At 58.3% G+C, this 24,323-nt stretch carries 24 protein-coding genes; 10 read left to right on the top strand and 14 right to left on the bottom strand.

Annotation, left to right across the window (positions count from 1 at the left end):
- The first annotated feature begins 21 nt into the window (after nt 1-21).
- From BXY66_RS18655 to BXY66_RS18625, 7 genes are all read left to right on the top strand, one after another.
- On the top strand, nt 22-750 hold the full coding sequence (locus tag BXY66_RS18655; RefSeq protein ID WP_132861927.1) for a response regulator transcription factor: 729 nt from the start codon (nt 22-24) through the stop codon (nt 748-750).
- 152 nt (nt 751-902) lie between these two features.
- Nucleotides 903-1,112, top strand: coding sequence for a tautomerase family protein (locus BXY66_RS18650; protein WP_132861926.1), 210 nt, complete (start codon nt 903-905; stop codon nt 1,110-1,112).
- Nucleotides 1,109-1,999: an SMP-30/gluconolactonase/LRE family protein gene (locus BXY66_RS18645; RefSeq protein ID WP_132861925.1), complete on the top strand. Its 891-nt coding sequence runs from the start codon at nt 1,109-1,111 to the stop codon at nt 1,997-1,999. Before BXY66_RS18650 ends, BXY66_RS18645 begins: the two co-directional genes overlap by 4 nt.
- 103 nt (nt 2,000-2,102) lie before the next feature.
- Nucleotides 2,103-2,546, top strand: a complete 444-nt coding sequence (locus BXY66_RS18640) for an OsmC family protein (protein WP_165929248.1) — start codon at nt 2,103-2,105, stop codon at nt 2,544-2,546.
- 220 nt (nt 2,547-2,766) lie between these two features.
- On the top strand, nt 2,767-3,795 hold the full coding sequence (dctP, locus tag BXY66_RS18635; protein ID WP_132861923.1) for a TRAP transporter substrate-binding protein DctP: 1,029 nt from the start codon (nt 2,767-2,769) through the stop codon (nt 3,793-3,795).
- Between the two features lie 176 nt (nt 3,796-3,971).
- A complete protein-coding gene (locus tag BXY66_RS18630; protein WP_132861922.1) occupies nt 3,972-4,538 on the top strand; it encodes a TRAP transporter small permease in 567 nt (188 codons plus the stop codon).
- Nucleotides 4,531-5,838 (top strand): TRAP transporter large permease, encoded by a 1,308-nt coding sequence (locus BXY66_RS18625; RefSeq protein ID WP_165929247.1) that lies wholly within the window; start codon nt 4,531-4,533, stop codon nt 5,836-5,838. Before BXY66_RS18630 ends, BXY66_RS18625 begins: the two co-directional genes overlap by 8 nt.
- A gap of 50 nt (nt 5,839-5,888) precedes the next feature.
- Here BXY66_RS18625 and BXY66_RS18620 read toward each other — a convergent pair whose 3' ends face one another.
- The 5 genes from BXY66_RS18620 to BXY66_RS18600 all read right to left on the bottom strand — a co-directional run bounded on the left by BXY66_RS18620 (nt 5,889) and on the right by BXY66_RS18600 (nt 12,024).
- Complete coding sequence (locus BXY66_RS18620; protein WP_132861920.1) at nt 5,889-6,851, bottom strand: D-2-hydroxyacid dehydrogenase family protein; 963 nt, start codon at nt 6,849-6,851, stop codon at nt 5,889-5,891.
- Nucleotides 6,852-6,896: 45 nt separating this feature from the next.
- The gene (locus tag BXY66_RS18615; RefSeq protein ID WP_132861919.1) at nt 6,897-7,718 is read right to left on the bottom strand and encodes a universal stress protein; all 822 of its coding nucleotides are present in this window, start codon (nt 7,716-7,718) and stop codon (nt 6,897-6,899) included.
- Nucleotides 7,715-8,818 carry a 4-oxalomesaconate tautomerase gene (locus tag BXY66_RS18610; RefSeq protein WP_132861918.1) on the bottom strand — a complete coding sequence of 368 codons (1,104 nt, stop codon included), beginning with the start codon at nt 8,816-8,818 and terminating at the stop codon, nt 7,715-7,717. The genes BXY66_RS18615 and BXY66_RS18610 overlap by 4 nt, the downstream gene beginning before the upstream one ends.
- Nucleotide 8,819: 1 nt before the next feature.
- Entirely contained in the window at nt 8,820-10,856 is a 2,037-nt protein-coding gene (locus BXY66_RS18605) for a tripartite tricarboxylate transporter permease (RefSeq protein WP_132861917.1), read from the bottom strand.
- Nucleotides 10,857-10,935: 79 nt separating this feature from the next.
- The gene (locus tag BXY66_RS18600) at nt 10,936-12,024 is read right to left on the bottom strand and encodes a type 2 periplasmic-binding domain-containing protein (RefSeq protein WP_132861916.1); all 1,089 of its coding nucleotides are present in this window, start codon (nt 12,022-12,024) and stop codon (nt 10,936-10,938) included.
- A 136-nt stretch (nt 12,025-12,160) separates the two neighbouring features.
- Between BXY66_RS18600 and BXY66_RS18595 the strand changes: the two genes are divergently transcribed.
- Nucleotides 12,161-12,829 carry a response regulator transcription factor gene (locus BXY66_RS18595; protein WP_132861915.1) on the top strand — a complete coding sequence of 223 codons (669 nt, stop codon included), beginning with the start codon at nt 12,161-12,163 and terminating at the stop codon, nt 12,827-12,829.
- Nucleotides 12,829-14,226: a sensor histidine kinase gene (locus tag BXY66_RS18590; RefSeq protein ID WP_243694435.1), complete on the top strand. Its 1,398-nt coding sequence runs from the start codon at nt 12,829-12,831 to the stop codon at nt 14,224-14,226. Before BXY66_RS18595 ends, BXY66_RS18590 begins: the two co-directional genes overlap by 1 nt.
- A 36-nt stretch (nt 14,227-14,262) precedes the next feature.
- On the opposite strand, the gene tcuB is transcribed toward BXY66_RS18590, so the two are convergent.
- Entirely contained in the window at nt 14,263-15,333 is a 1,071-nt protein-coding gene (tcuB, locus tag BXY66_RS18585; protein ID WP_132861914.1) for a tricarballylate utilization 4Fe-4S protein TcuB, read from the bottom strand.
- Nucleotides 15,323-16,705, bottom strand: coding sequence for an FAD-dependent tricarballylate dehydrogenase TcuA (gene tcuA / locus BXY66_RS18580; protein ID WP_132861913.1), 1,383 nt, complete (start codon nt 16,703-16,705; stop codon nt 15,323-15,325). Before tcuA ends, tcuB begins: the two co-directional genes overlap by 11 nt.
- Before the next feature lie 80 nt (nt 16,706-16,785).
- Here tcuA and BXY66_RS18575 point away from each other — a divergent pair, with 80 nt between their 5' ends.
- On the top strand, nt 16,786-17,688 hold the full coding sequence (locus BXY66_RS18575) for a LysR family transcriptional regulator (protein ID WP_132861912.1): 903 nt from the start codon (nt 16,786-16,788) through the stop codon (nt 17,686-17,688).
- Between the two features lie 59 nt (nt 17,689-17,747).
- Here BXY66_RS18575 and kce read toward each other — a convergent pair whose 3' ends face one another.
- The 7 genes from kce to BXY66_RS18540 form a co-directional block, all read right to left on the bottom strand.
- The gene (gene kce, locus BXY66_RS18570) at nt 17,748-18,683 is read right to left on the bottom strand and encodes a 3,5-dioxohexanoate:acetyl-CoA acetone transferase (RefSeq protein ID WP_132861911.1); all 936 of its coding nucleotides are present in this window, start codon (nt 18,681-18,683) and stop codon (nt 17,748-17,750) included.
- Nucleotides 18,684-18,701: 18 nt separating this feature from the next.
- Nucleotides 18,702-19,715 (bottom strand): branched-chain amino acid ABC transporter permease, encoded by a 1,014-nt coding sequence (locus BXY66_RS18565; RefSeq protein WP_132861910.1) that lies wholly within the window; start codon nt 19,713-19,715, stop codon nt 18,702-18,704.
- Nucleotides 19,712-20,575 (bottom strand): branched-chain amino acid ABC transporter permease, encoded by an 864-nt coding sequence (locus tag BXY66_RS18560; protein ID WP_132861909.1) that lies wholly within the window; start codon nt 20,573-20,575, stop codon nt 19,712-19,714. The genes BXY66_RS18565 and BXY66_RS18560 overlap by 4 nt, the downstream gene beginning before the upstream one ends.
- Nucleotide 20,576: 1 nt before the next feature.
- The gene (locus BXY66_RS18555) at nt 20,577-21,284 is read right to left on the bottom strand and encodes an ABC transporter ATP-binding protein (protein ID WP_132861908.1); all 708 of its coding nucleotides are present in this window, start codon (nt 21,282-21,284) and stop codon (nt 20,577-20,579) included.
- The gene (locus BXY66_RS18550; RefSeq protein WP_132861907.1) at nt 21,277-22,005 is read right to left on the bottom strand and encodes an ABC transporter ATP-binding protein; all 729 of its coding nucleotides are present in this window, start codon (nt 22,003-22,005) and stop codon (nt 21,277-21,279) included. Before BXY66_RS18550 ends, BXY66_RS18555 begins: the two co-directional genes overlap by 8 nt.
- Before the next feature lie 68 nt (nt 22,006-22,073).
- On the bottom strand, nt 22,074-23,354 hold the full coding sequence (locus tag BXY66_RS18545) for an ABC transporter substrate-binding protein (RefSeq protein ID WP_132861906.1): 1,281 nt from the start codon (nt 23,352-23,354) through the stop codon (nt 22,074-22,076).
- Between the two features lie 39 nt (nt 23,355-23,393).
- The gene (locus BXY66_RS18540) at nt 23,394-24,320 is read right to left on the bottom strand and encodes a 3-hydroxyacyl-CoA dehydrogenase family protein (protein WP_132861905.1); all 927 of its coding nucleotides are present in this window, start codon (nt 24,318-24,320) and stop codon (nt 23,394-23,396) included.
- Nucleotides 24,321-24,323: the final 3 nt, after the last annotated feature.

The raw sequence follows: 24,323 nt of genomic DNA, 5'->3' as shown, positions 1-24,323 counted from the left end.
CGTGAATAAGAAAGACATCATATGCGCCTTTTGATTGCGGAAGACGACAAACTGCATCGAGAATTCCTTGAGAGAGTCGCACGGGCGGTTCTGCCGGATGTAGAGGCCGTAACGGTAACTCCGGATGGCAGTGTCGCGCTGGAAGCATTTGAATCCGAGGAGTTCGACAGTGTTATCCTCGACCTACAAATGCCAAATGTTACGGGCGTTGACGCGGCGAAGGCGATTTGGGCGCGCAGCCCTGCTACACGAATTCTGTTTTGGTCAAACTATGCCGAGGAGGCCTACATTCGTGGCGTGACACGGATCGTGCCGCCTGCCGCAGTCTATGGCTATGTTCTGAAAACCGCGCCGGAAGAGCAGCTGAAGCTTGCCATTCAGGGTGTGTTTGTTGCCGAGCAGTGCGTGATTGATCGCGAGGTACGCGGTGTACAACAACGGGCTCATGACCGGTTCTCCAGCTTGACAGATTTGGAATACGAGGCGCTTGTCGACCTGTGCCTCGGGCTGACTGACAAAACGATGGCGGCCCGCCGCAAGGTGTCGTTACGGGGTGCCCAGAGCCGTTTGCAGCATCTCTATCAGAAGCTGGGGCTGGATCGGGGCGACATTCCGCAGGGTGAGTTTGGCCCGAGTTTCAACGCGCGCACCCGCGCAATTTTCCTTGCGCTCAGTCGTGGCATTCTCAACGCTGACACGCTTCGGCGCGAGGAAACCCAGTTTCAGGACTGGTTGGACAAAAACACCTGATTGGCAGGCTTGCGGGAATCCGCAAATCTGATGCGTTGGCCCGCTAAACCTATGCGCGGGGACACGCATACGTCGCACCACCCCTTTTCTAGTTTCGCTCCAAGCATTGGTGCCGCGCGAGAAGGCGCGGTTGGACATGAGAGGGGGCCCAGATGCCATTTGTGAACATTCGCATCGTCAAGCAGGTGATTGAGCGCGATCCAGAAGGGATCAAGGAGAAGGTCACCCAGGATGTAACGCGGTCCCTCAGTGAGGCGGCCGGTATTCCAGCCGAAAACGTTTGGGTGGTGTTTGAAGAAATCGAGGACGTTGACTGGTTCGCTGGCGGCGAACGCGTCAAAGAATTGAGGCAGCAATCATGACCGTAGATGTTTGGGACATCCGGATTGACGCGGTTATCGATGCAGGCGCGTCGCTGACCAAGGTGGCGGATGGTTTCAAGTTTCTGGAGGGGCCGATCTGGCATCCTCGCGAAAAACACCTGACTTTTTCGGATATTCCGGGTGATACGCTATACCGTCTGGATGCCAATGATGCGGTTTCGGTCTTTCGGGCTCCGAGCAACATGGGTAACGGTAATACCTACGATCGTCAGGGCCGGATGTTGACCTGCCAGCACGCCACATCAAGCTTGACGCGAACCGAACCTGATGGATCCCTCCACACTTTGGCGACACACTTCGGTGGCAAAGAACTGAACAGCCCAAATGACGTTGTCGTCCGCAGTGATGGATTGGTGTTTTTCACCGATCCAACCTATGGGCGGATGGACTATTTCGGGGTCGAACGGGAAACTGAACTGGGCGCTCAGGGGGTTTATTGTGTGACGCCTGACGGCAACCACATAAGCCAATTGGCGAGCGACTTTGGTCAGCCCAATGGGCTTTGCTTTTCGTTGGACGAAACGCGTCTTTTTGTGAACGACACGGAAAACAGGCACATCCGAGTTTTTGACATCGACAAATCCGGCAACGCCAGCGGTGGCGACGTTTGGACCGAGGTCGTCAAAGGCGATGGCGAAGGTCATCCGGATGGCATGAAAATCGACAGCACGGGAAATCTCTACTGCACGGGACCGGGTGGCGTTCATGTAATCGCGCCTGATGGCGAGACTTTGGGCGTCATTCGCATGGCGGAGTTTACAGCCAATTTCGCCTGGGGTGGAGAGGATCTCTGCGATCTGTATTTCACGTCATCGACCAGCCTTTATCGAACTCGGGTCAAAACGCCGGGACTGGCGCTGTTCTGAACCATGAAACTTGGTCAGTGGTGTTTATTAATCAGCATCTGCCCACTGGGTGCATGGTCTTCCAGTTGGGCTGCAAAGAAAGGAGAGAAACTTGGCACATGTCATGCCTGATCTGTTCAAGATCGACGTAGCGGGGCACGCGGTGTCCCATGCGCGTTCAGAGATGGTCGCGCGCGGTAAGGTGATTGCGACGGATGAGCCGCCCGAACGGGGTGGAACAGACCTTTATGCCACGCCGCTTGAAACCATGCTGTCGTCTTTTCTTGGCTGCACGAACGTCATCGCCAACTTCGTGGCGGGCTCCATGAAAATGGACGTTAGAGATATGCAATTCGACGTTTGCGGCCACTTCGATACCCGGGGCGTCTTTGGCAAGGCAGAGATCGGAACACCATTTCCCGTGATCGAATTGAGGGTCGTTCTGGACACGGATGCCAACGACGAACAGATTGCAAAGCTCGCAAAAACCGTCGGCGAAAAATGTCCGGTGTCGGTGCTTTTGCGCCGGGCGGGTTGCGAAATACAGGAAAACTGGGTCCGGAAGTGATCTTTGCGGTGCTGATCATTTTTGCTGCGGGTTTCCGCAAAGTCAGGGCGTGATCCCCCGTCCTCGCGGATAGAAAATGAGATTAACCAACTAATAGTGGCGATAAGTATCAGAAGAGTTTCGGCGAGGAGGAGAAAGCCGGAAGTCAGCTGCGTCACATCAATGGTCGGCTGTTTGTCGATCGTGAAGACTACAGAATGACCTTTGGGAGGAACATCGTATGAAACTTGTCAAATCGCTTTGCGCCAGCGCGTTGGTTGCCGTCGCCGCTATGGCAGCGCCGACCACGTCAGTGGCGCAAGAAATCAATCTAAAATATCATGCCTTTACGGGCAAAGGGCCATCAAACCTGGCTACGCGCTGGTTTATGGACGAAGTGGAGAAACGCACCGAAGGAAAGGTGAAATTCACGCGCATTTTTGGTGGCCCGCTTGGCAAGCTTTCCGGCCAGCCGGAAAACATCAAGGTCGGCGCGTTCGATATGGGGGAGTTTTCGCCGGTATATAACCCGGGCTTGTTTCCGCTTGCGAATGTGACGTCGCTTCCATTTATGACTGGCGATCCAATGGCCCATGTTCAGGCCGGACATGAACTCTTTCAGACCGCGACAGTGGAAGCGGAGTTCACGGCGATGAATCAGAAATATCTGTTCCCGGGGCAGTGGGGGTCCATCCAGTTGCTGTCTCATGAACCGATCCGTACAATCGACGATCTGAAAGCCGCAAAGATCCGAGCGCATGGCGGCGCCGCAGAGATACTCAAACAGCTCGACATTACCGTCTATGGCATCCCGTGGGGTGAGTTGCCGGCTGCCGCGGAGCGCAAGGTCGTCACGGCCGCTATCATCGGCGCACCTGCGGATGCCTACGCTTTCGGTTTTGGTGAAATTTTCAGCTATTGGGACGATGTGGATTGGTTCTACTTCCCGATGCCTGTGTCCATCAATCTTGACGCGTGGAATGCGCTTCCGGACGATGTGAAGGCCGTGATCGAAGAGGTGCGTGACGAGACTGTCGTGCAGGCGCGTATCTTGCTCGAAGAAGCAGAGGTAGAAGCCGATGCTGCCCTGCATGAACTGACCGAAGTCGTTAAATTTGACGACGCCGAATGGGCCAAGATGATCGAAGCTCGCGACGCAACCTATAAAAGTTGGGCGGACGCACGCGAAGCGGACGGCTTGCCTGGTCATCAAGTTCTGAATGACTTTTTGATGATTTTGGAAAAGCACGAAGCGAACCAGGGAAGCTGAACCTTTCGGTAGGCTTAGGATTGGGTCCTTAGGAGAAGCGCGCCGCCTGTAGACTTGGGCCATGGGCGGCGCAGCAAAGCCGGAAGTCTGCAAATAGCGTCATACCTGATCTTGGGGGCAGGTGACGTTTTGAGACGGACATTCAAAAGGCGATTTTTTGGGGGAGGGACATCTCGATGGCAGTTTTGACCAGCAATGCCATTTGGTTGCAACGGAAACTGGAGGAGGTCGCCTGTTACGTTTCGGCCTTGGCCGTTGCGACAATGATGACACTTACGATGCTAGAGGTCCTCGCTCGGGCTTTGTTCTCAAAGAGCATGCCCGGGGCCTATGAATATGTCAGCCTGATGTTTGTCTATCTGATTTACCTCGGGCTGGCATATTCGCAAAGGCGAGACGCCCATATAACGGTGGGGATTCTGTATGATTACCTTCCACGCAGCGTTCAGAAGACAACCCAGGCGATCTACCTTTCAGTGGCCTTTTTGTTTTTTGCAGCACTGACCTGGACGAGCGGCGTGTCTGCCTTCAGCAACTACGTCATGGGCGACACTGTTCTGGGGGTCATCGAAGTCAAAACCTGGTGGGCGCGCGCAGGTATTCCTGTCGGACTGGCCTTATTCGCTCTGCGTTTCCTGACCCAACTGATCTGCCTGTTCACAAAAAATGAGCTGCTTGAAGAAGCCGCCGTCAATGACATCGCGGCCTTGGCGCCGGTGGAAGATGAGAAATCCAATGATTGAGTCGCTTCAAATTCCTCTTGTGATCGGACTGGTCGGTTTTTTGATGATCATGCGCGTGCCGGTTGGCATCGCTTTGTTGATATCGGGCGCGGTGGGCTTCGCGCTGATTCGAGGCACAACAATCACACTGGACACGATTGGCGGTCGGCTTTTTGATATCGGATCCGGATACGCGCTGAGTGCTGTGCCTTTGTTCCTTTTGATGGGGCATGTGGCTGCCAAAGCCGGAATCACGCAGGACATTTATCGCGCTACCAGAGCGTGGCTTGGCCACGTGAAGGGAAGTGTGGTGATTGCAACGACTGTTGCGGCGGTAGCATTTGCGGCGTGTTCCGGATCAACCACGTCTTCGACGGCCGTGTTCGGAAGGGTTGCGATCCCTGAGATGTTGAGCTTGAAAGTCAACCGCAAGCTCGCCGCTGGCTGTGTTGCGACAGTGGGGACATTGGCGGGAATGATTCCGCCGAGTATCAATCTGATCGTCTATGGCATTATCGCCCGTGAGTCTGTGCCAAAGCTTTTGATCGCTGGCGTCATCCCGGGCTTGCTGACAGCCTTGGCCTATCTCGTGATGATCTACATTCGTGTCAGCCGGAACCCTGCAATGGCGCCTGCGCTTCCGAAGGCGAGCATCGAAGAACGGATGCAATCTTTGAAAGGTGTTTGGAGCTTCCTGACCTTGGGTGGCGTTGTCATCGGCGGGATTTATGCCGGGATCATCACCCCCACGGAGGCCGGAGCCATTGGCGCAGTGGGCGCATTTCTAATCGCTCTGGTCCGCAAACGGCTGTCTTTTCCGGTATTGAGGGAGGTTTTTCTGGATACCGCTCAAACCACGTCGGTGATTTTCATTATTCTCGTGGGCGCATTGATCTTTTCATCCTATCTCGCAGTCAGCGGTGCGTCCGGAGCGCTTTCCGAATTCATTGTTGGCCTTGATATGTCGATGATGGGGATCGTTTGCCTCTATGTGATCTTGTTGTTGATCCTTGGTTGCATGGTTGATCCGGTTTCTGTGATGTTCCTGACCGTACCAATTTTTGTACCGCCACTTATCGAGTTGGGCGCACACCCGATCTGGCTCGCGATCGTGGTGGTCAAGACTCTCGAGATTGGTCTGATCACGCCGCCGGTCGGATTGAATGCCTTCATACTGAAGGGCGTGGTCCCTTCGTTGTCCCTGAAAGAGATTTTCGGCGGAATTTGGTGGTTCCTTCAGGTTGAAGTGATCACGTTGATCATGATCATGTTCATTCCCGCCATTGCGACATTCCTGCCGGAGTTGGCATTTGCAAAATAATGCGATCCGTAGCGCAGAATGTCCCCCAGTGAACCGCGTTTTCCTGTCGCTCAGGCGGTGATCACGTGGATCGGGCTTCCGGCGGTGTAGGCGACGATCTGGTCGAATATGTCATTGAATTGTTTGTCAATTTCGTCTTCTGTCACGAACCCGATATGTGGGGTTGCGATCAGGTTTGGGTGGGAAAGCAACGGATCGGTGGGATCGGTCAGGGGTTCGGCGTCGAATACGTCGATGGCGGCTTTGCCGGGGCGACCGCTGTTGAGGGCCGAAAGGAGCGCTCCGGGGGCGATGAGGCCGGCGCGGGAGGTGTTCACGAGCAGGGCGCCTTCGGGCATTTGCGCAAGATCACTCTCGGTTACGATCCCGCGGGTGCTGTCGTTCAGGCGGATATGCAGAGATATCGCGTCGCAGTTCGCAAAGAAACTTTCCCGGCTTTCTGCAACTCGACGCCCGTCCGCCTTTGCGCGGGCGCGTCCCGCTTCAGAGGCCCACCAGACCGTCTCCATCCCGAAGGCATCCGCGTAGTCAGCGACGGCCTTTGCGATGCGGCCATAACCATATAGGCCAAGCCGGCGGCCGCGCATGGTTTTGCCAACGCCAGCCTGCCAAGCGCCTGATTTTGCAGACTTCATCTGGTTTGGGAGGTCGCGGAGCCCCATCATCAAGAGTGCCCATGTGAGTTCCGCGGCGGCGTAGTTCACACCTGCGCCCATTGGGATTTTGGAACACAGCAGAACCCCAAGATCGGAGCAGGCCTGCACGTCGATGTGTGGATAAACGCCGCGCTGGCTGATCAGTTTCAGGTTGGGAAGGCGCTCCAACAAAGCACGCGTCACCTTGGTGCGTTCGCGAAACAGAACCAGCGCTTCGGCCTCTGCCAAGCGGTCGGCAAGTTCGGCGATGTCGTCAGTGTGATCGGTCCAGACCGTTACGTCATGGCCCTGTAGTTTTGCAAAGCAGGGCAAACCGCGGAGGGTGTCGAACCAATCGTCGAGTATGTGAATTTTCATGTCTGCATCATGTCTGCAAAACGTCGGTATGACGTCGGTGTCGAATTAGTGGGAAAGCAGCACCGGAATCGGAGTGCGCTTAAACACGCGGGCTGTCATGCCGCCAAGGAAGTCTTCGCGGAACTTGGAGTGCTCATAAGCTCCCATCACGAGAAGGCATGGATCTTTCTCGCGACAATAGGCGATCAGCGCGCGGGCAGGACCCGGCGTCGCCGGAATTTTTTCGCGATCCGCGGTTATTCCGTGCCGTGCCAAGTGGGTCATCAGTTCCTCGGAGGGGCGCGGCGCGTTGGTTTCACCAACGCTGAGGACGGTCACTCTGCCCTGATCCTCTAGCAAGTCCAACGCATCGGACAACGCCCGTGCGGCCGCACGTCCCCCGTCCCAAGCCAACACGGCATGAGAGTGCGTTGCCTTTGCGTCGTGCCCCTGTGGCACAATCAGGACGGGACGTCCGCTCACCAAGGCGATGCGGTCCGGATGAAGGAAAACGTGTTCATCCACACCTTCTGACGGCAAGTCTTGACCAATGACCACGAGGTCAAAGGCGCGGGCGGTTTCGGATACGATCGCGTCTACGCGACCTGTTTCACGACGGAAGTGAAGGCGGTCTCCGAGCGACAGGTCATCTTTCACCGAGTTGAACCGGGCCTCGATTTCGTCAAGGAAATCAGAGCTGGCCTGTGCGATGATTTCGCGGGCGCGGTCCGGAACCCACATGCCGCGCGTGTTGATGACATCGTGACCGGAGTGCGCGAGCAGTACAGTCACGTGGGTATCGTCATTTGCCAGTGCCGCGGCGTATCTGAGCGCGGAAAGGGAGCCTTCCGATCCGTTGAAGGCAACGAGAATGTTCTTGAGGCTCATGGTGTCTCCTCCCCGTCCCAGACAGTGCGTGGGACATAGATGTTTCCGTCCGCGAGTTTGCGCGCAGTGCGCACGAGACCAGCGGCATTCAGATCAAAACCGTCGTCGGTGGAAAAATCCACCAAAACGTCGATTGTGCCTGAAGCGTGTTCCAAAACGACTTCTGCAGGACTGTCGGCGGGCCGCTCGAGCAGGCCATCCGACACAGTGCCCGGTGTCAGCGCGCAGGATGCAATGCACTGTGCTCCGGTTACCGCCATTGAAGGGTGGGTTTTCCATGGCATGAAGTAGCGCGTCGCAATCGTCCCGCCATTCTTTGCCGGTGCCAGAAAGGCAAACTTGGGAGTCACGGATTTGGTCACATCGCCCATACCCATGGCTGCGCCTGCCTGAAGACGTATGGCTTCCATCCGGGCAAAGAACTCAGTGTTCGCGTCAAGCTCCTCGGCGCTCTCATATCCGGTCAGGCCAAAATCCCCGGCGCGGGCGAGCACCACCGGCATGGCCACATCCATGCACGTGACTTCGATTCCATCAAATGTGTCGCGCAGGTTGCCTGTGGGCAGCAGAGCGCCGGTGGCCGAGCCAACGACCCCCATGAATTTTAGCTGGACAGGAGCGGCCTGCCCGGGCACGCCCGCGATTGCGGCGGTCCCTTCATAGGTCAACGCGCCACCAGGGGTCGCAACGTTGGCAACGACCTGTGCGCCTGTATTTGTGGCGCGGATCCTGATTTCGGTTGTGTCACCCGACGGGACGACCAGACCCATTTCGATGGCCGCAGGTCCGACGCCGGAAAGGATGTTTCCACACGTCGGTTTGAAGTCCACCAGCTTTTCTTCGACCGAGACCTGCGCGAAGAAATAGTCGATGTCGGCCCAGTCATCGTCGGAAGGGCTCAGCATGGCAACCTTGGTTGTCACGGCCGCGCCGCCGCCTATGCCGTCGATGTTGAGGGGGTGTCCGGCACCGACGGCGGATATCAGGACTTCGGCGAGCTGATCGAGATCCTTGGGCAGGTCTGCTCGGTTGAAGTAGGGGCCGCGGGATGTGCCACCACGCATGAAGACGTAAGGAATAGCTGTTTGGGATTTGCTCATATCAGTTGCCTCCGAGCGGCCACGGCAGGTCGACTGCGGATTGCAGCAGGCCGGGTGGGAAGTCGCGGTTCAGGATGCCCGCCATGAAGCACATCAGGCCGATGCCGCAGGCAGTGAGGATGAGGGTTTTGGGCCAGCTTGCTTGCGCCCTGACGCGGAAGAAGGCGACCAGAAAGGCGACGAGCGCGAGGATGAAGCCGACCACTGCGGTTCCCGCAATCAAGGCGGCAAACCACGCCAATGTGGACCACAGGCCGTAGGGCGCGTCGGCGTCTTCACCTGCGACTTCCTTGTCGGCAAAGATGCTGTCGCCTTCGGGGCGGCGCATCATTTGTACCATCAGGATCAGGCAGCAGAGCAGCGAGAAGCCTCCGACTACAAGGGGGATTACCTTGTCGGTCATATTGTAGTCGGGGATCATGTTGGCGTTGATCAACGCGGCCACGAGGTAGGCGATGATCACCATCAGGAAAACAATTGGCGCGCGTTTGGAACCGGATTGAACCTCGCCTTCGGCCATGATGGATTTGGCCTGACGAATGCCGATGACCACCGACAAGACTGTGATGATGATCAGCACGATCACGATGGGCGAGAAGATATACTCGATGCCCGCATCAAAGCTCTTGCGGAACCGGAAAGACGCGATCTGGAACGCCTGGTTGGTGAATTTCTCGACCGGATTGGACAGGACGAACCCGATCAGGAACGCGGGGCGCGACCAGTCGAAGCGACGTAGGAAGATGCCGATGAGGCCGATCACGAAGAGGGCCAGTAGGTCTTCGAAGTTCTGGCCGGACTGGAAGGCAGCGAAGCTGATCAGCATGAACAGGAACGGCGCCAGATAGGTGAAACGGATGGTGGTCAGCTTTGCGATACCGCCTGAGGCTGCGATGCACAGCAACGTTCCCACCACGTTGGCCAATGCGAGCAGCCAGACGATGGAATAGGTGATGTCGAGGTTGTTCTTGAGCATGCCCGGGCCAACTTCGATGTCGCCGGAGCCAAGAAGCGCGACTGCGCCGATGAAAATGGCCATGGAGCCGGAACCGGGGATGCCGAAGAGAAGGGTGGGGACCAGGCCGCCCCCTTCCTTGGCGTTGTTGGAGCTCTCCGGCCCGATCACGCCGCGCACTTCGCCTTTGCCGAAATTGGATTTGTCCTTGGTGGATTGCACCGAATGGCCGTAGGCGATCCAGTCCACAACCGAGCCACCGAGACCGGGGATGATGCCCACGGTCACGCCGATCAGGGAACAGCGGACCGACAGCCATTTGTTGGCGAACCAGTCTTTGATGCCATCCATCCAGCCGGCACCCAAGCTTGCGCCTTTGGCGATTGCACGGTCCTGCCGGAGCAGCGACACGATTTCCGGCACCGCAAAGATACCGAGGCCGACAATGACGAGCTTCAGCCCGTCCGTAAGATAGGGGATGTCATAAGTGGACATGCGCAGGCTGCCACCAGCGTCCGCCTCGCCAATGGTGCCGATCATCAGGCCGAGCCCTGCCGCCGCCAGCCCCTTGAGCGGAATGCGTCCGGCCAAAATCGCCACCATGGAGAGGCCGAGGATGGTAATCATCAGCATCTCGGGCAGTCCGAAGGCCAGCACGATCGGGCGCGCGACGAGAATGAAAACGGTCAGGAAGGCTGCGCCGACCAGCCCGCCGAAAAGCGATGAGGCAAAAGCCGCAGAGAGCGCTCGTGCGGCTTCGCCTTTCTTGGCCAGCGGGAAGCCGTCCAGAACAGTGGCCTGCGAAGCGGAACTTCCTGGTATGCCCATCAGCACGGAGGCGAAAGTGTCGGAGGTCGGCACCACTGCGACCATACCGATCATGAGGGCGAGACCGTACACGGGTTCCATCCCGAACATGAAAGGCAGCAGGAGCGACAAGCCTGCGATCCCACCAAGGCCAGGGAAAACGCCGACGGCGAGGCCCATGACGACGCCGAGCACCAGATAGCCCAGAACAACAGGTTGCAGGATCAGAGCCCACGCGTCAGAGAGCGCGGGAAGAGCTGTGGCGAAAGCCTCCATCGGAGCCGCCTTTCTTTGGAAAAATCAGGGAAGAGGGGACGGCCCAAGAGGGGTTGGGGCCGTCCCTGTCGGCGTGGGCTTACTTGAGCTCGACGCCGTAGTCTTCTTTGAGCCAGTTCACGACATAGGACTTGGCGCTGTCGGGAACATTGGTGGCTGTACCGAGTGCGGATTGCGCACCTGCGCCGGTAAAGACGGAGTATTTACCGACGCGTTTGGAGGAGATCTCCGGGAAGTCGGCGCGGGCCACCACGTCTTCAAACGCTTTGGTGTACGTGTCGATCACATCCTGCGGCGTGCCAGCGGGCAGGAAGGCCAGTTTCTGAACCGGGAAACCTGCAACGAAGAAGGCTTTCCATGCGTCCCATTGCTCGCCGGAGGTTTCACAGCCATCGGTTGCTTCGCACACCTCTTTGAAGGTTGCGATTTCCGGGAAAGTCGGGTCGCGCACGATGTTGCCATCCGCATCCAGAGAGCCCCAGGTCATCATCGGCACTGCCTGACCGGCTTCCACCATTTCGGCAGAGCCTTTGAGGTATCCGGAGGAGGTCTGATAGTCGATGGTGGCTTCGCCGCGCTCAAACATCAGGCGGCCGTCGCCGCGACCCTTGATGCCGAAAACAGGCTCGACGTTCATGCCCAGCATTTTCCACGCCAGAAGCGGCACGAGGTCCAAACGGGTGGCCCCCTGCGACCCGTAGATGAAGTCGACGTCCTGCAACATGTTGGCGGAGCCGTCGAACTTGGCGCCATCCTCGGCGTTCAAATATGCAACACCGCCTGTGCCGGATGCCATGACCGGGTTCCAGTCGTTGTATTCATAGCGGACACGGGGATCACCAAGCAGGTAGGGGAACTGGGTGGACCCGGACGTGCCGAAAAGCAGCGTGCCGTCTTTGTGTTTTTCCTTTTGGAACCAGTTTGCGCCTTTGGTCGAGCCTGCGCCCGGCATGAATTTGACGACCACTGTCGGCTGGCCCGGAAGGGCTTCGGACAGGAGCGGTGCAAAGAAGTTGGCCCACTTGGCCGATCCGCCGGTTTCAGAGAACGGGATCACCCATTCAATGGTCTTGCCGGAGAAATCGACTTCGGCCGAGGCCGGAAAAGCCAGGCCTGCGGCAGCGATCATACCGGCAACCGCACGGCGGGTGAATTTTGCGATGGTCATTGGTTCCTCCCTTTAGACCAGACATTCGCGCTGTCGTCCTCATCGTCTTTGCGAATGCCAAATTCGGGGATTGATTCCCCTCGTGATCTGCCGATCATGGTAAGCCAACCTTGCGCCAAGCTTGCGGAATCAAAAAATGCGGATCGTGATCGTCGAGGACAATGAAGCGCTGGCCAATGCGATTGCTTACCGGCTGAGGGATCGCGGGCATGCAGCAGATGTGCTCAATGACGGGGCAAGTGCTGACCGGTTTCTGGCACAGGAAGGCGCTGACCTGGTCGTGTTGGACATCAATCTCCCTGAAAAATCCGGGCTCGATGTGTTGCGCGCTATGCGGCTGCGCGACGACGGTACGCCTGTTATTCTGCTGACCGCTCGGGGGGAGCTGAGTGACCGGATCACGGGATTGGACACAGGCGCGGACGATTATCTCGTAAAGCCGTTCGAAATGGACGAGCTTGAAGCGCGTATCCGGGCGTTGTCGCGGCGCAAGAACCTTGATTTCGCCAGTCTTGAAACCATCGGTCGGCTGGAATTCGATCGCGCCAACCGAAAGGTGAGCGCGGCAGGTGTGGCGCTGGACGTTCCGAGAAAGGAGGCCGCAGTTTTGGAGTGCCTGATCGAGCGGCGCGGCCGAATTGTGTCCAAGGCCCACTTGATCGAGCACGTTTACGGCGTCGGGGCTGAGGTGGAAGACAGTGCAATCGAGCCGCATGTCTCTCGATTGCGCAAACGAATTGCGGACTACGGCCTGTCGATCAAAACTGCCCGCGGTCTGGGCTACATGCTGGAAGTTGTCGGCTGATGCGCCCTGCGGTCCATCTGATGCGACGCGCGTCGCTGCGGGTGCGCCTATTGGTGGTGATCCTGACCCCTCTGTTGGCTATGGGGATTGTTCTGGGCGTTTGGCGTGTTGGCGTCGCCCAACAAACGGCGGAGGAACTGTTCGACCGCAGCCTTCTGGCTGCGGCTCTTGCGATTTCCCGAGATGTGGTTCTGTCCGAGGGTGATGCGATCCTTCCTTCCACGCGTGATCTCATCCGTGATGCCTCTGGCGGCGAGGTTTTTTACCACGCGACCGGTCCGGGCGGAATTTACGTGACGGGTTACGCCTATCCTCCAGTAAACCCCGACAGCCGTGCGACCAGCTTGTTTGACCCTCGTTTCTTTGAGGCGCGGTATCGTGGCGAGGATGTGCGTGTCTTACAGGTTGCAGAGCGGATCACGATTGAAAACCTTACTGGGGATGCCACGGTAACTGTCTGGCAGCGTATCGCGGACAGAGACGCGTTCGTGCGTGAGTTGGTGATCCGGTCGGCAGCCTTGATTGGCGGGTTGCTTACGACTCTTGTGTTGGTGGTTTGGTTTGGCGTGAAGCTGGGTTTGCGGCCGCTCACGGATTTGCAGGACGCGATTTCGATCCGATCCCCCAATGATCTGAGCCGGATCAAGCGCGTGGTGCCCGCCGAGACGCGCGGTATTGTTCGGACGCTCAACCAGCTGTTTGGGCAGGTCGAAAGCAGTATCAAAGCGCATCAGGACTTTATCTCCGATGCGGCCCATCAGCTGCGCAATCCGGCTGCTGCGGTTCAATCGATGGCTGAAGCGGTGCGGGATGCCCCCAACGAGGCAGAGCGAGAACGGCGCACGGATGAAATGGTGGCGGCTGCGCGATCCTCCGCGCGGGTGGCAGATCAGCTGCTTTCACTGGAGCGCCTGCGTCACATTTCGGACGATGGACATCAGGAGCAGTTTGATCTGACAGAACACGTGCAGACGATCTGTGCCGAGGCTGCGCCGGAAATCCTGTCCCGAGGCGTTGAGTTCGAGTTGATCCTGCCGGAGCATCCGGTGCCGGTGCGTGGCGACAGGGTATTCATCGGCGAGGCGATCAAAAATCTGATCGACAATGCGTTGAAACACGGCGGGCCGGACTTGGCGTCTGTTCTGGTCGAAATGCAGGCATCGCAAGACGTTGTCAGCGTTTCCGTCAGGGATGACGGTCGCGGATTGTCACCTTCGGATCGTGAAGTGGCGCTGGGACGTTTTTCGCAGGTTTCTTCGAACGATGGCAGTGGTTTGGGGCTGGCGATCGCGGTGTCGGTTGCAGAGCGTCAAGGTGGAGCCTTGTCGATTGATGATGTGGCAGAGGGCGCGAGCCTGACACTGAGTCTCCGACGTGAAAAAGTCGCGCGGGCGTGAACCCGCACGACCCTTAGTTTTCGTGATTGAAAAACCTTATTGGGACAGGCGTTTGCGCTGGGCGTCACGGATCAAGGCGGTCAGGCGGAAGAAGCCGTGCGCCATTTTTGTGAAAGGCGTGAGCAGGAAGAATGTGAGCACGGCCCCCAGGTGAATTGCCAGCAGTGCCGGCATCGCAGGGGTGCTGCCAAGAGCATAAAGCGCCAGACCTGAGAGCCCGACAAAGCCTAGTAGCGTGATGAACGCGATGTCGCCGCCGAAAGCTTTGACATCGCCGACGTGACGGTCCGATTTAAGTTTCAGGGCGACCATCCCTGCGCAGCCAAAGGTCAACAGGAGACCTCCGGAGATACCAAGCAGCTTCGGCAGAGAAAACAATGCGTAGGGCGCGGGCATGTCGAAGACATAGTGCAGCACAGTGGCCGATGAGGTCGAGGCGAAGCACAACAGGAACCCATACATGATGGCCTGATGCACGTGGCGACGGCCCTGGCTGAAACGGTCTTCGTCTTCGAAGTTGCAGCCTTCCCCGTGACCAGCTGCAAGATCTTGCATCCTGGCGGCCCGTCCGAAAGCGCCTGTGATATCCGCAAGTGTGAGGCGTTGGCCACCTACGTCGCGCCAATACCTGCGCAGACCGATGACGATGCTGACGAGGGGCAGGAGGAAGGCCGGCGCGAAGATTGCGACCATGGCGTTGTGGGACAGGACTGCGTAGAAGCCTTCGCCCCCCGCCGAGCCGAGGGCTTTGATGGCTGCAAAGAGAAGGGCGAACCCGAGGACCAGCGCCAATGCGATTGCGGCACCGTGGGTGTTGAAACGACGGGCCAGCGGCTGCGGCCAAGCATAGGTTTCCCAGCTGTCGCGGCGCACTTCGGCCAATGCCGCAGGAAGGTTCAGGTCAAACTCGTGCGGGGCGGTGTATTGGCACGCATAGTAGCAACCCCGGCAGTTGTGGCAGAGGTTTGCCAGCTGCGTGATGTCACCGTCGCTGAAGGACCGGTTGGCGTGCAGGGAGGGAAAGACCGAACAATAGCCCTCGCAATAGCGGCAGGCGTTGCAGATTTCGGCCTGACGGCGGGCTTCCTGAATTAGATCAACTTGCATGGGCGGCGGCCTCCCGGCCTGCGATGCGTCCGAAGACGGTTCCGATGGTCATGCCGTAACCGGCGAGATAGCCCTGTCCGAGAATGGATCCGGCCATGGTTTCTCCGGCGGCCCACAGGTTTTTGACGGGGCCGTTGGCGGTGCTGCACTGGGCGTTTTCGTCGACTTTGAGGCCGAGGTAGGTGAAGGTCACACCGGTGCGCAACGAGTACCCGTAAAACGGGGGCTCGGTGATCGGGCGGGCCCAGTTGGTTTTGGGCGGCGTCAGGCCGGAGGTGGCGACGCCGTCGAGTTCGGTCGGATGGAAACCGGACGTGTCACCGCAGGCGTCATTGAAGGTATCGACTGTGGCTTTGAGTTTGGAGCCGTCAATTCCCATCAGTTCTGCGAGATCTTCGAGGGTGTCAGCTTTGAGCGGCGGGAAAACCGAGGGCATAAAAAGGTCGATGGATTTGCTGTCGATCACCACATGGCCGACCTGATCGGGTTGTGCGGCCACGAGTCTGCCCCATATGGCATAACGCTTTGGCCAGACATCTTCGCCCTCGTCATAAAAGCGCTCGGCCTCTTTGTTGACAACGATCGAGAAAGGTACGCAGTCAAGGCGCGTTACAATGCCTCCGTCAAACTTGGGAGCGCGGCCGTCGATGGCGACAGCGTGACACTGGTCCGCGTCACCCACCTGATTGATGCCTTGTTCCAGAAGGTCGGCCAGCACGACCCCTCGGTTGTAGGGTGTGCCACGGATCAGGAAGTTCTTGGCTGCGGGACCCCAAGCACGGGTGAGCCAGTCGGTGTCGGCCTGAAACCCGCCGGATGCGACGACGACCGATTTGGGGCTGATGCGGTGCGGTTGGCCTTCGTGGGTGTAGTCGACCCATGCGATGCGGTCGCCATCGAGTTCCAGATGGGTCACTGCCGCCTCGTACAACACATCCACGCCGAGCTTCTCGGCGGTTCGGTAGTAAGCGTTCACCAAGCTTTTGCCACCGCCCATGAAAAAGGCGTTTGTGCGCGCCAGAGAGAGTGTGCCGGACAGGCTGGGCTGGAAACGCACGCCGTGTTCTTCCATCCAAGGAAGGCATTCTTCGGACGTGCGAATGGCCAATCGAGCGAGGGTTTCGTCGGTCTTGCCCTTGGTGACCTTCATCAGGTCGTCGAAGTACTCGTCCTCAGAGTAGCTGTCTACGAGAGGGCCGAGAGGGGCGCTGTGCATACAGCGGAAATTGCGGGTGTGCCGCGAGTTCCCCCCGCGATATGCCTTTGGCGCGGTTTCCAGAATAAGAACTTTGGCACCGGCCTCGGCGGCTGTCATGGCTGCGCAAAGGGCTGCGTTTCCGCCGCCTATCACAGCGATATCATATTGCGTCATGGCTTGTTTCCTTGGCTGTTTCCTGGGTACGCCTGCTATGTTGATTTGACAAATGTCTGATTGTGGAGGATTGATGCGCCATGAGCATCAATTATGATTTCGGCGATCTGGAAGCGTTTCTCGCCGTGAAGGAAACCGGGTCGTTCCACGCCGCCTCCGAGCGTCTTAATCTCTCTCAGTCTGCCGTGACGCGGCGTATCCAGAAGTTGGAAGAGGCGTTGGACAGCCAACTCTTCGAACGCACCACACGCGCCGTAAAACCCACGCTTGCGGCAAAGCGTTTGCAGGCGCGGGCGGAGGCAATTTTGCAGGATGCTGAGGAAACGGCGCGCGCCATGCGGGACGAAAGCGTGGCATTTGCCCATCAACGCAACACCGTAATCACGGTTGCAAGCATTCCGACGGTGATCGGGCGGATTGTGATACCTGCACTCAAGGCGTTCGGGGGGCGTAGGCCATCGGCAAGGATCAGGGTGATCGACGTACCGGCGAATGAGGTTGCGGAAGCCGTCGCAGAGGGTGATGCCGATTTCGGGATCTCGTCTATTCCGGCACTGGATCCGGCGATCGAATTCGACCCGCTTTTTGACGAAAGCATTGTTTTGGCGGTGCCCGCTAAGCACCCGTTGAAAACGAAATCTCAGGTGGACTGGGGGGACTTCCAAAAGGAGGCTCTAATCTTGCCCGCGCGCGGCACGGGCAACCGTTTGCTGATAGATGAGGCGATGGCGCGCGCGCGACAAACGGCGGTTTGGCAAATCGAAGTCGGGCGGACTTCGACCGCGCTTGAGATGGTTCAGGAAGGTCTCGGAGTTGCCCTTGTTCCGGAGTCTGCGGGAAAGGCGGCTGATGTGCATTTCGTACCGTTCGCCGATCAGCGTCTGTCGCGCAGCATAGGTATATTGCGCCGCCATGGTCAGGTTGAAACCGATCTCGTGGCCGGTTTGAAAGCGCACATAAGGCGTGCCGTGGCAGCTATTTAGGTGCCTGCGTGCGTTTGTAGCGGTCATCGGTGAAACGATGACCGCAAGATCCTCACGGGTCAGAAATTCACGCGATCCCCGCCTTTGAGATCCAGAATCTCGCGCGCCTCGTCCGGCGTGGCCACTTCACATCCGAGGTCTTCGACGATGCGGCGTATCTTCGAGACCTGCGCGGCATTACTTTCAGCGAGTTTGCCGCGTGACAGGAAGAGGCTGTCCTCAAGGCCAACACGCAAATTGCCGCCCATTTGGCTGGCGGTGGTGGCCAGTGACATCTGGGCTCCACCTGCGCCGAGTACGGACCAGCGATAGTCGTCGCCAAACAGTCGGTCGGCGGTGCGTTTCATGAAGATCAGGTTGTCGACTTCGGGGCCAATGCCACCAAGAATGCCGAAGATAAACTGGATGAAGATCGGGGCTTTGAAGAGGCCGATGTCCATGCAGAATTTCAGGTTGTACAGATGTCCGACGTCATAGCATTCGTGCTCGAATTTGATGTCGTGCGGAGCCAGTGTATCGGCAGCTTCCTTGATGTCGCGGAAGGTGTTGCGAAAGATATTCTGATCCGAGTTGGCGACGTAGTCTTTTTCCCAGTCGAACTTCCAGTCGTCGTCTTTGTAGCGATTTGCCAAAGGGTGAAACGAAAAGTTCATCGACCCCATGTTCATGGAGCACATTTCCGGCGAGAAGGTTTTTGCCGGAGTGATGCGGTCTTGAATGGAGAGGGTTAGCGAACCGCCGGTGGAGATGTTGAGGACGGCGTCGGTCGCCTGTTTGATGCGCGGCAGGAAGGGAGCAAAGTCGTTTGGGTCTACCGAAGGCGCACCGGTTTCGTTGTCGCGAGCATGCAGATGGAGGATGGAAGCCCCGGCCTCGGCAGCGTCCATCGCCTGTTGGGCAATGTCGTCATAGGTGTAAGGCAACGCATCGGACATCGTGGGGGTATGAATTGCGCCGGTTATTGCGCAGGTGATGATGGTTTTTTGCTTGGCCATTGGGGCGGCTCCTTAGTGTCAGTTGCGTTTGGTGACGCGATAGCCGAGGGGAAATATCTGGAGTTCGAAGCGGCTGCGGATCAGACCCCAAATGCCTTTGGGGGCCTTGAGCATGACCACAATCGCCACAACGCCGAGAACGATCAGGTAGGTGGTGCCAAGGTCGGCCAGCGTTTCTCGCAGCAGGAAGAAGACAAGAGTGCCTATGATCGGACCTTCGATGGTGCCGATGCCCCCGATCACGACGATAAAGATCACAAAAGCGGTCCAGTCGTTCACGGAGAACGCGGCATCCGGCGAGATGCGCAACTTCTGTAGGAAGATCAAAGCGCCGATCATGGCTGTGAAGGCCGAGGTCACGACGTAGACGATGAATTTTGTGCGCCATATGTCGATACCAAGGCTGCTGGCCGCCATTTCGTTGTCGCGGATCGCAGTTAGGGCAAGCCCTTTGCGGGAGCGCAGGAACAGGTAGACCGCGGAGATCACAAGCACTGCGGCGCCAAGTGCCAGCCAGTAGGAAAGGCTTTCGCGCATGGCGCGTTTGGATGCCAACGACTTTACGATCGCCACTGGCAGAGAGGAACCGGAGCCGCCGCCAAGTGCAGAGACCTGTGCAAAGCCAAGCCGGAAGACTTCGGCGATGACCCAGGTGCCAATGGCAAAGTAAGCGCCACGCAGACGAAAGATCAGCACGGCGACCGGAATGGAGATCAGAGCGCCCAGAATGCCCGCGAGTGCGATTGCGGCAAGCGGATGCAGCCCGCCGAACATGGTTAGGGCAAAGAGCATGTAACCGCCAAAGCCGACGTAGGCCTGTTGGCCGACCGATACCAGACCGGCATATCCGGCCATGAGATTCCAGAGCGTGGCCAGCGACAGATACAGGAAGAGTTCTCCCATCAGGCGCATGTCGGCGCGACCGGCCCACCAGGGCGCGGCGATCAAGACAACCAGAGTGACTGCGCCGAGAATGGCCGCGATGCGGGCGGCTTGTGAGGATCGGGTTACGGAATAGGGGGTGGTGTTCATGCTGAAATCCTCGGGAAGAGGCCGTTGGGGCGTACGGCGAGAATGATCAGGAAGGCGATGTGGCCTGCGAGAATTTGCCAGCCGGGATCGATTTTCGCTCCGATCGTTTGGGCCACGCCGAGGATGACGCCACCGGCCAAAGTGCCCCAAAGATTGCCCAGCCCGCCAATGATGACGGCTTCGAAGCCGAAGATCAGGCGGCCGCCGCCGATTGAGGGATCGAAGCTTGTGCGGATGCCCAGAAGGATGCCTGCAACCGCCGTGACAGCCAGGGCAAGGGCCATAGCGAGACCGAATATGTGGCGTTTGTTTAAGCCCATCAGTTGCGCGATGTCCTGATTGTCGGACACAGCACGGAAGGCGCGACCGAGAGCGGTGTGGTAAAACACCCATTGCAGCCCCCAGATCACGGCAATCGCAATGGCAAAGGTCACGGCAGGCAACACGCCGAGGGTGAGGCCGCCGACGGCGAAGCTGGCGGTTTCCAGTCCTCCGGCCGAGAGTTTTTGCGGGTCGGCAGTGTAGCCTTCGAGAAGGGCATTCTGAATGATAACGCTGAGGCCGAATGTGACCAGAAGCGGCGGCAACAGATCATCACCGAGCGTCTGGTTGAGCAGTCCGCGTTGCAGGACGTAGCCGATGAGGGCCATGGCCGGTACGACGATGGCGAGCGCCATCAGCGGGTGCAGTCCCGTGGCCGTGGTCACGGTCAGGCCGAGGTACGCGCCGAGTACGATGAGATCGCCGTGCGCGATATTAACGAGTCGCATGACGCCGAAAATCAGCGACAAACCAGCCGCGAAGAGGGCATAGAGACCGCCCAGAAGCGTGCCTTGCACGATTGCGTTCAGCCAATCCATATTATTCGATCCCGAAATAGGCGCGGGAAATTTCCTCGCGCGAAACTGTGTCAGATGCGCCTTCGAGCGAGACGCGGCCTTCTTGGAGGCAGTAGACCCTTGAGGAGACTTTCAGCGCCTGTGCGATGTCTTGCTCTACAATGATGGCGCTCATGCCTTCGCCGATGATGCCGGGCAGAGCGCGGTAGATGTCTTTGATGATGACCGGTGCTAGGCCGAGGCTGATCTCGTCAAAAAGGATAAGATCGGGGTTGGACATCAGGGCGCGGCCGATGGCGACCATTTGTTGCTGGCCTCCCGACAGCGATGTGGACTGCTGGTCCTTGCGTTCTTCCAGAATGGGGAAGAGTTTGTAGACCGCCTGCAAATCCCATGGGCCCTTACGCCCGACTTGCGCGCCGATCATCAGGTTTTCCTTTACCGACAAGGAGGGAAAGAGCTGGCGACCTTCCGGCACCATGGCGATACCGCGTGTGGCGATTTCGTCTGCGCGCAGTCCACCGATGTCGGCACCCGCATGCAGTATCTGGTTCGCGCCGTTTTTCAGCAGTCCGGTGATGGAGCGCATCAGCGTTGTTTTGCCCGCTCCGTTGGCTCCGATGATGGCGAGAATCTCGCCGGCGTCGATGTGCATGTCTACGCCGTAGAGAGCTTGAAAGTCGCCGTAGTGGGCGTTTAGCCCGTTCATAATGAGAATGGTCTCAGGCATCGGCTTCGATCCCCAGATAGATTTCTTTGACCTGCGGGCTTTCCATGATGTCCTTTGGAGGGCCTTCGGCGATCAGCTTGCCGAAATCCACTACGATCAGGCGATCGACCACCGAGAGCAGCGCGTGTACGACATGTTCGATCCAGATGATGGTTACGCCACCGGCGTGAATGTCCTTGATCGTTTTTATGAGCGACTGGCATTCCGCCTCGGTCAAACCACCTGCGATTTCATCGAGCAGCAAGAGTTTGGGGGTGGTGCAAAGAGCGCGGGTCAACTCAAGGCGCTTGCGTTCCAGCAAGGTCAAACTTCCGGCCAGCACATTGGCCTTGGACATCAGCCCGGTTTGATCGAGCACGTCGAGACAGAGCGTTTCCGCAGCATGGCCGTGCAGTCCCGCAGACTGTGTGGCGGCGATCATCGCGTTTTCAAAGACAGTCATGCCGGAAAACGGTTGCGGCACCTGAAAGCTGCGCGCAATGCCGGAGTGGCTGCGTCTGGCGGCGCTCCAATTGGTGATGTCTTTGCCGTCAAAGTGGATCGATCCGCCATTTGGTTTGAGCGTGCCAGTGATCAGATTGAACATTGACGTTTTGCCAGCCCCGTTAGGGCCCAGCACACCCAATGCATCGCCGGGCATGACTTCGTAACTTTGATTGTCGGCCACAGTGACCGCGCCGAACGCTTTTTGCAGGTTGGTGAGTTTGAGGAGTGGTGTCATTGTCTGCTCTTTTGATGTGCGCGGCACCGAGGGACCTTGGCGCCGCGCGACGGAAGTGCTTGGGAATATCAGCCAAGCAGCTTCAGATCGGCCGTGACCGGAATTTCCGGAGCATTGGCATTGGCGACCACCTGCAACTCGAAGGCATCTCCCGCCTTCTGCCACTGGCCGGCCACAAGCGGTGTTTTGGTGACGTTGTTGATCGGGCCGTTAGCCCAGTTCACGGGGCCAACAATTGTGTCGAGATTGGTGCCGGCGATGGCGGCAACGATCGCTTCCGGATCTTCAAGATCTTCGGCGCGTTTCACGACGTCCGCGACCACTTCGAACAGGGCGTGTTTGAACCCGATGGGCTGGGTCCATGGGCGACCGCTTTCCGAAGTGTAGCCCATTGCCAGATCCTTGGCTGATGCGCCTGTCAATGAGGAGGCGAACGGGTGGTTGGGGGACCACCAGACCTCGGATGTCAGGCCGTCGCCACGGTCGCCGAGACTTTCTATGACGGACGGGAAGAGAAGGGCTTTGCCAATGGTAACCACTTTGGGATTGAAACCCTGTTGAGCGGCCTGCGCCCAGAAGGTCGCGAAGTCAGGCGGGATCATGTTGCCGGTGACGATTTCGCAGCCGGCGTCCTTGAAGGCAGCTATGTAGTTGGAGAAGTCGTCGGAAAGTGGCTGATAGCGGCCCGGATCGATGAGATCGTAGCCAGCCGCGGCGAGAGGTTTCGGCAGACCCAGTTCCTTGTCGCCCCAGGCGTTGCCGTCGGCGTCGTTGGGGAAAAGTCCACCAACTTTCTTGGCAGCACCCGATTGCCCCCACATGTCGAGAAAAGCGCCGATCACGTCTTCGAGGCCCCAGAAGAAGTGGTAGGTGGAGGCGAAGCCTTCGCCGGGAACGCCGTTGCGGCCAAAGAAGTAAGGCTGCCATGGGCAGTCTGTCGTGATGCAAGGCACTTCGTTGATTTCAGCCTGATCAGAAACGGGGTTCACCGTGTCCGGTGTGGAAGCGGCGACGATAATGTCGACTTCCTCGCCCAGGATCAGGTCGGCCGCGACTTCGGCGGCGCGGTTCGGGTTAGACTGGCTATCCTTCGAGATGATCTCGATATTCCAGTTCTTGCCGTTGTTTTCCAGTCCGGCAGACATGGCGGCTTCGATGCCCTTGAGCACGAAGTCATCGGCTTCGGCAAATCCGGCGAGCGGGCCGGTGCGCGGGCTGACATGCCCCACTTTGAGTGTTGGCGTGGCCGCGTAGGCCCGCGTGGACTTCAGCAAGGCCGGCGTCGCAAGCGCCGCGGTGGCTCCGGCAAGAAATGCGCGGCGTGAGGGTTTTCTGAAAGTCTTCGTCATGTGGTCCTCCCTTGTCCCGGCCTCCCCGCCGGGTGATTTTCAGGTATCCAGAATGGTCTCGAGTTTGGTGAGGTGGCTGGCGACACGCGCCCGCACCGCGTTGGCTTCTTCGTCGGACCAACTGCGGAATCCTTGTCCCGATTTCATGCCGAGGTTTCCCTCGGCTACGAGGGTTTGCAGATAGGGAGACGGACCTTGTCGCGCCTCGATGTCGTGCAGGACGTTTTCGTGAATATCGAGAGTGAGGTCCGTGCCCACGAGATCTGCGTTTTCCAGCGGGCCGAGCACGGCCAGCCGTCTTCCAAAGCTGGATTTGATAACTGTATCAACAGCTTCAGCGTCGCAGATGCCGTTCTCAACCAGACTGACGGCTTCCCTCCAGAGGGCGTGTTGAAGGCGGTTTCCGATAAAGCCAGGTACGTCCTTTTCGACCATCACCGGTGTTTTTGACGCGCCGTGCAGGAGATCAAACATCCTTTGTGCGACGGAAGGATCCGTGTCGGCAGTCTTTATGACTTCTACCAACGGGATCATGTGCGGCGGGTTCCACCAGTGGGTGCCTAGGGCGCGGGATTTCAGGCGCAGGCCTGTCATGATTTCGGTTATGGGCATGACCGACGTGTTGGACGCCAGAATGCAGGTTTCAGAGGCGTGGGCCTCGATCTCGGCAAAGATCGACTGTTTCAGCGCCATTTTCTCAGGCGCCGCCTCGAACACGACAGACGCCGTCGCGACAGCACCTGCTGTGGTAGATTTCACAAAGATACGTGGCAGCGTGCGAGCTGTCTCGGCCGGAGAACAGCCCATAGCTGACAGGCTTTGCGCAACGCGGTCCTTTACGGTCTCGCGGGCGGTGTCAATCGGGTCGGTGATCGTAACAGAATGACCCGCGCGAGCCATGGTCAGTGCAATCCCGTGCCCCATGAGACCGGCGCCGATGACTGCGATGTTTTCTGAGCGTGTCATCAA

It is taken from the genome of Shimia isoporae (assembly GCF_004346865.1).
GTDB lineage: Bacteria > Pseudomonadota > Alphaproteobacteria > Rhodobacterales > Rhodobacteraceae > Shimia > Shimia isoporae.
Note: the sequence above shows the minus strand (reverse complement) of the source record. Positions and strands in the feature narration are given on the sequence as shown.